General features: G+C 63.4%; 9 protein-coding genes. 5 read left to right on the top strand and 4 right to left on the bottom strand.

All coding sequences use genetic code 11. The features are described from left to right. Both EOC06_RS12405 and EOC06_RS12410 read left to right on the top strand, forming a co-directional pair. Positions 1–361, top strand: a 361-nt coding sequence (locus EOC06_RS12405) for a DUF1348 family protein (RefSeq protein WP_128307887.1), incomplete at its 5' end; no start/stop codon positions are given. Between the two features lie 24 nt (positions 362–385). Further along, positions 386–1018: a pyridoxamine 5'-phosphate oxidase family protein gene (locus tag EOC06_RS12410; RefSeq protein ID WP_128307888.1), complete on the top strand. Its 633-nt coding sequence runs from the start codon at positions 386–388 to the stop codon at positions 1016–1018. Here the strand turns inward: EOC06_RS12410 and EOC06_RS12415 are convergent, their stop codons facing one another. The 3 genes from EOC06_RS12415 to ftsE all read right to left on the bottom strand — a co-directional run bounded on the left by EOC06_RS12415 (position 1019) and on the right by ftsE (position 3524). After that, positions 1019–1744 carry a YdcF family protein gene (locus EOC06_RS12415; protein ID WP_127270825.1) on the bottom strand — a complete coding sequence of 242 codons (726 nt, stop codon included), beginning with the start codon at positions 1742–1744 and terminating at the stop codon, positions 1019–1021. It lies immediately after the preceding gene. Positions 1745–1876: 132 nt separating this feature from the next. Beyond that, positions 1877–2872: an ABC transporter permease gene (locus EOC06_RS12420; RefSeq protein ID WP_027038121.1), complete on the bottom strand. Its 996-nt coding sequence runs from the start codon at positions 2870–2872 to the stop codon at positions 1877–1879. Then, positions 2865–3524 carry a cell division ATP-binding protein FtsE gene (gene ftsE / locus EOC06_RS12425; RefSeq protein ID WP_010911739.1) on the bottom strand — a complete coding sequence of 220 codons (660 nt, stop codon included), beginning with the start codon at positions 3522–3524 and terminating at the stop codon, positions 2865–2867. The genes EOC06_RS12420 and ftsE overlap by 8 nt, the downstream gene beginning before the upstream one ends. A gap of 192 nt (positions 3525–3716) precedes the next feature. Between ftsE and EOC06_RS12430 the strand changes: the two genes are divergently transcribed. The 3 genes from EOC06_RS12430 to EOC06_RS12440 all read left to right on the top strand — a co-directional run bounded on the left by EOC06_RS12430 (position 3717) and on the right by EOC06_RS12440 (position 5496). Next, entirely contained in the window at positions 3717–4361 is a 645-nt protein-coding gene (locus EOC06_RS12430; protein WP_127271081.1) for a hypothetical protein, read from the top strand. Positions 4362–4384: 23 nt separating this feature from the next. Continuing rightward, a complete protein-coding gene (gene hpt / locus EOC06_RS12435) occupies positions 4385–4927 on the top strand; it encodes a hypoxanthine phosphoribosyltransferase (RefSeq protein ID WP_023811104.1) in 543 nt (180 codons plus the stop codon). A 197-nt stretch (positions 4928–5124) separates the two neighbouring features. Continuing rightward, a complete protein-coding gene (locus EOC06_RS12440; RefSeq protein ID WP_027038124.1) occupies positions 5125–5496 on the top strand; it encodes a response regulator in 372 nt (123 codons plus the stop codon). Here EOC06_RS12440 and EOC06_RS42350 read toward each other — a convergent pair. Further along, positions 5497–5803, bottom strand: a 307-nt coding sequence (locus EOC06_RS42350) for a DMT family transporter (protein WP_245469522.1), incomplete at its 5' end; no start/stop codon positions are given.

The raw sequence follows: 5803 nt of genomic DNA on the forward strand, positions 1-5803 counted from the left end.
CGCCTATACCAAGGACAGCCGCTGGCGCAACCGCGCCGAATTCCTGCAAGGCCGCGACGCCATCCAGGCCTTCCTGACGCGCAAATGGAGTCGCGAGCTCGACTACCGGCTGATCAAGGAGGTCTGGGCCTTCCACGGCAACCGCATCGCCGTGCGTTTCGCTTACGAATGGCGCGACGACAGCGGTTCATGGTTCCGCAGCTACGGCAACGAGAACTGGGAATTCGATGAACACGGGCTGATGCGCCTGCGCATCGCCAGCATCAACGACCTGCCGATCGGCGAGGCCGATCGTAAGTATCACTGGCCGCTCGGCCGGCGACCGGACGACCACCCGACGCTGTCGGAGCTCGGACTTTAGCATCTTGCCGTAAGGAAGCTTTCAATGAACGCGCATGCTTTCACCAGCGACGTCGCCTTCACGCCGACCGTCAAGGCGATCCAGGCCCGCAAGGGCTCACGTCAGTCCTATGCCCGCGTCGAGGAGCGTGGCGGCTGGCAGGCCGGCATCACCCCGGACCTTGCCGCCTTCATCGAAATGCAGACCAGCGTCTTCCTGTCGACCGCCAACGGCGAGGGGCAGCCCTATGTCCAGCATCGTGGCGGGCCGGCCGGCTTCCTCAAGGTGCTGGATGAACATACGATCGGCTTCGCAGATTTTTCCGGCAACCGGCAGTTCATCACGCAGGGCAATCTGGCCGACAATCCAAGGGCATTCCTGTTCCTGATCGACTATATGCACCGCCAGCGCATCAAGGTCTGGGGCACGGCGCGGGTCGTCGAGAGCGACGCCGAACTGATGGCGAAACTGATGCCGCAAGACTACAAGGCGCGCCCCGAGCAGGTCATTCTGTTCACCGTCTCGGCCTGGGATGCCAATTGCCCGCAGCATATTCCGCAACGGTTCGAGGCGGCCGACGTGGCGGCGGCACTCGGCGAGCGGGACAAGCGGATCGAGCGCCTTGAACAGGAGATCGCACGGCTCAGGGGAAATACGGGCGCGGCCGCAGCGGAATAATCAGCCGCCGGCCGCTGTTTCGGCCAGCGCTATGCCATTGGGCGTCGGCTTGACCGGCACGATGCCCCGCGCCAGCGCCAGCAGATATTTGTTGTATTCGGTGAACAGCACGCGCAATGCCCGCGGCTTGGTCAGCCAGCCGCCATTGTCGAGGTTGGAATTGACCACCGGATAGGGCTCGAGCTTGGCGCCATGCAGCAGCCTGCCCATTTCCAGCAGGCTTCGGGGCATATGATAATTGTTGGTGACAAGGATCACCGTGCCATAGGCGTGGCTCTCGACCCATTTGGCGCTTTCCTCCGCATTGCCGATCGTATCGAGCGCGGCGCGGTCGATGTCGACGCAACAGGAGAACAGCTTCTTGTCGCCGCCGGTCGCCGCCTGCAACTGGCGACGGCTGGCCGAAGGATGGACGCCGCTGATCAGCAGCCGCTCGCCCTTGCCGGACGCCAGCAGATCCATCGCCGCATCGAGGCGGGACTGGCCGCCGGTCAGCACGATGATCGCGTCCGCCTTGGCCGGATTGGCAGGCGTGGTCAGGTGACTGACCTTATTGGCGAACCAGCCGAAGCCGCCGGCAAACAATGTTGCGAGGATGAGGACAGAGAGAGCGGACAGGCGCAACGCGGCTCTTAGACGGCTCACAGTGGAGCGGCCATGCGAACGGGCAACCACCACTGGCATCTGCCCAGCCGTACCGGTCGAATCCCGCGCGTCCATCGCCATATGGTTAATCCTGAAATGCGGCTTTGGGTAGGTAAAAGACGCACTTTGCGTTACGTGAATTCTCCATCCGTGATCACCCTGTCCTATCTATGTCGTTGTCCCAAAACCGGTTCCACTTTTGGGCGACATGAATTAGCCTGCATCCGGCTGGCGGACATCGATGTCGCTGAGATAGGCAACGACGGTGGCGTGGGACGTGGCAGCCGTCAGTCCGCCGATCACCAGCACCATCAACACGACACCGAGATAGCCTGCCGAACCGATGGCGAAATTGCCGAACAGGGCGGTCGCCTGGTCGGCCTGCGGCGTCGCCATATTGCGCGACGACCACCAGGAAAAGACGATGAAGACGAGCACTGCCGCGGCACCGCCAGCCGCCGCTCCCTTCATGCCGGTGACCAGGAAATGCCGGCGGAATTCGCGCGCGATGAAGCGTGCTTCGGCGCCGACGAAATGCAGCACTTCGATGATGTGACCGTTGCCGGCCATGGCGCCGCGCGTCGCGAACACCACGGTCAGCACGGTCGCCGACAGCATCAATGCCAGCACGGCAATGCCGATGGTCACCGTGGTGCGGGCCATCGCTACCAGCCGGTCGACCCAGGTGCGGTGATCATCGAGCGATGCGCTCGGCAGTTTCGGCGTGATCGCGGCGCGCATGGCAGCGAAATCGGGCGGGCTGTTCTCGTCGATGGTGACGATGATCAGGCGCGGCACGGGTAATTCGTCGATGTTGAGCCCCGAGCCCAGCCAGGGCTCAAGGAGCCTCGCGGTCGCCTCGCGGTCGATGATCCGGGTCGTCTTGACGCCAGGGAATTCCCCGGCGATCTGGGAGGCCTGGGTAAGGGCTGCTTCCATGTCGAGGCCGTCGACCGGCTTGATCTGGATGGTCGCCTCGCGTGAAATCTGGTTCTCCCAGACGGACGCTGTGTCGCGCACCAGCGTCACCGCGCCGAAAGTCAGGCAGGACAGGAAGGTCATGATGGCGATGACCAGGACCAGTGCCCGGCCGGCGATGTTCTGCGCCGGCACGATCGGCGCCATCCTGCGCTGGGCGCGGGGCTTTGCCTCGGTCGCCTCGGCGTCCTGCTCCCGTTCCACAAAATGTTCGGCGGACAGTTCAGTCATAGATGTCCAGCCTTCCGCCGGCCAGGATCATGCGGCGCGCGTCGACCTGTTCCATCAGGCCAAGGTCGTGGGTGGCGATCACCACCGCGGTGCCGAGACGGTTGAGCTCGATAAACAGCCGCAGCAGCCGTCGCGCCAGCGGCGGATCGACATTGCCGGTCGGTTCGTCGGCGAGCAGGATTTCCGGCTGCTCGATCAGCGCCCGCGCGATCGCCGCGCGCTGCTTCTCGCCGCCGGACAGAACCGGCGGCAGCACGTGCATGCGCTCGCCCAGCCCGACCCACTTCAACAGTTCGGTGACATCGGTGCGGTAGCTCGCCTCCTCGCGCCCGCGCACGCGCAGCGGCAGCGCGACGTTCTCGTAGGTGGTCATGTGGTCGAGCAGGCGAAAATCCTGGAACACCACGCCGATGCGGCGGCGCAGATGCGGCAATTCGGTGCGCGAGATGCGCGAACGGTCCTTGCCAAAGATGGTGATCAGCCCGCGCGTCGGCTTCAGCGACATGAACAGCAGGCGCAGCAAGGTCGTCTTGCCGGCGCCCGAAGGCCCGCTGAGGAACTGGAAGGAGCGCTCCGGGATGTGCAGGGAGATGTCGCGGAGGATTTCCGGACCCATGCCATAGCGGAGGCCGACATTTTCGAAACGAATCAATTTCGACGACCTGAATTTCGGCACGGCGGCGAGCCGGCCTGTTCTGGGTAAAGACCATCGGCCGGCATGGTTAACCGGCGGTTAATTTCTGGACTGTTTAGGCTCGTCACGAGGGCTCCGGTGGGGAAGCGTTAACCATTTGTGTTTACGCAAAAGAAACGAAAAGCGAACACGTGCTGCAATGCTGGGGCCATGATGGCTGACGATCGAACCGCGCGCCCGGTTTCCGGCGAAATCATGACCGATCCGGCGGCAATTGCCGCAGCGGACCGGTTCATGCGTGGTTCGGCCGCCGACATCGTCGATGCCGACTACGTGGTGATGCCGCGCCTTGCGCCTGCCGTGGAGAGCGTTTCGCCGCTGCCGCGCGCGATCGTCATGCCACCCGTCGCGGGCATGGACATGCTGCGCAAGCCCGAGGCCCCGCCGGAGCGGCTACCAGCCTCGCGCGGCGGGCCGATCTTCTGGGTCGCTGGTATCGGCGCTGCCTTGGCCGCGTTCTGGGTCTCCGGCGGGCACGCGCTGGTGCGCCAGGCGCCGTTCCTGTCCAGCGCGCAGGCGTCGGCGCTCAGCATTTCGGGCGTCACGTCACGCGTCGACGCTACCGGGCCGAACGCCGCACTGTTCGTCGATGGCGAGGCCGTCAATGATGGTGCGAAACCGACGGAGTTGCCGCCGCTCGAAATCCGGGTGACCGGCAATGACGGGCAGACTACCCGCTATACGTTGGGGACATCCGGCCGTTCGCTGGCGTCTGGCGAAAGATTCGGCTTTGCCAGCCGGCTCGACGTGCCTAGAAACGGTGTGAAGACCGTGTCGGTCACTTTCGCCGAATAGGCGATCACCGGGGAAGACCATCAATGCCCATCGTACGCGGCAAGGACATCGAGGTTCTGTTTTCAGCATCGGCGATCGCGCGGCGCAATCTCGAGCTCGCCAAGGAGATTGCCGGACACGACTATCACGATCTGCTGGTGATCTCGGTGCTGAAGGGCTCGTTTATCTTCGCCGCCGATCTTATCCGGGCCATGCACGATGTCGGCCTGTCGCCGGAGGTCGAATTCATCTTCATCTCCAGCTATGGCGCCGGCACCAGCAGCGGCGAGGTGAGGGTGCTGCGCGACATCGACAATGAGGTCGCCGGCCGCGACGTGCTGCTGATCGACGACATTCTCGAATCGGGGAAGACGCTGAGCTTTACCCGCGAGCTGATGTTGTCGCGGGGCGCCAAGAGCTGTTCGATCGCCGTGCTGCTCGACAAGCGCATGCGCCGCCAGACCGAGCTCAATGCCGATTATGTCGGCTTCGACTGCCCCGACTATTTCGTCGTCGGCTACGGCATGGATGTAGCCCATGCTTTTCGCGAGTTGCCGTTTGTCGGTGTCGTCAAAGGGGATGTCTGAGCGGCATCAAAAAGGTTTGCTGATGCTTAGAGCGGTTCGCCGCTTCACGAAAACGCCGAACCGCTCTAGTTTTTTGTTTTGACGCAATTCCCAAGGGAAAGCGCTATGCGCTTTTCCCGGAAAACCGTCTCACACTTTCCTGAATTGCTCGGGGGCTTTCAGGAAAAGTCAACTTTTGGCGGCCAAATATGCCGGCCATGGCAAAGCTTCTGATCGTCGAGGACGATGAGTCCGTCCGCACCCTGGCCGCCCGCGCGCTTGAACGCGCCGGGCACACAATCGATATCGCGGCGGACGGCGCGCAGGGACTTTCGCTGATCCAGGCGGCGCGTGGCGGCTACGATCTCGTCGTCTCCGATATCCGCATGCCGGAGATGGACGGCATCGAGATGGCGATCGCGGCTGCTGCATTGTTTCCGTCGATCAAGATCGTGCTGATGACCGGCTATGCCGACCAGCGCGAGCGCGCCGAGGAATTGAACGGCATCATCCTCGATGTCGTGCAGAAGCCCTTCACGCTGGCCGAAATCCGTTCGCGAGTCGAGCGGGCGCTGATCTGCTTCGCCTGATCAGGCTGGGTCGGCGGCAGCGAGCACAGGTGGAACATTCTTGCGCCGTTCGGTGTTGAGCGCCAGCAGACCGGCGCCGATGATCAAGGCAGCACCGATCACCGTCGTCGACCGCGGCACCTCGGCGAAGAACAGGAAACCCCACAGCGGCGACCACAGGATGCCGGTGTATTCGAAGGTGGCAACGCGGTTGGCCGGCGCCATCCGGTAGGCCTGCGACAGCAGGATCATGCCGGCGGAAGCGACGAAACCGCAGGCCGCCATCTTGAGAAAATCTGGCAGCGTCGGCCAAAGCCATGGCCGTACC

This window comes from Mesorhizobium sp. M7A.F.Ca.MR.362.00.0.0, assembly GCF_004023175.1.
Taxonomy (GTDB): Bacteria; Pseudomonadota; Alphaproteobacteria; order Rhizobiales; family Rhizobiaceae; genus Mesorhizobium.

Excerpts from the sequence above, each read along its gene's own strand:
- EOC06_RS12440 (WP_027038124.1), top strand. The coding sequence starts at position 5,125 with ATGGCAAAGCTTCTGATCGTCGAGGACGATGAGTCCGTCCGCACCCTG.
- EOC06_RS12430 (WP_127271081.1), top strand. The coding sequence starts at position 3,717 with ATGATGGCTGACGATCGAACCGCGCGCCCGGTTTCCGGCGAAATCATG.
- EOC06_RS12415 (WP_127270825.1), bottom strand. The coding sequence starts at position 1,744 with ATGGCGATGGACGCGCGGGATTCGACCGGTACGGCTGGGCAGATGCCA.
- EOC06_RS12420 (WP_027038121.1), bottom strand. The coding sequence starts at position 2,872 with ATGACTGAACTGTCCGCCGAACATTTTGTGGAACGGGAGCAGGACGCC.
- hpt (WP_023811104.1), top strand. The coding sequence starts at position 4,385 with ATGCCCATCGTACGCGGCAAGGACATCGAGGTTCTGTTTTCAGCATCG.
- EOC06_RS12410 (WP_128307888.1), top strand. The coding sequence starts at position 386 with ATGAACGCGCATGCTTTCACCAGCGACGTCGCCTTCACGCCGACCGTC.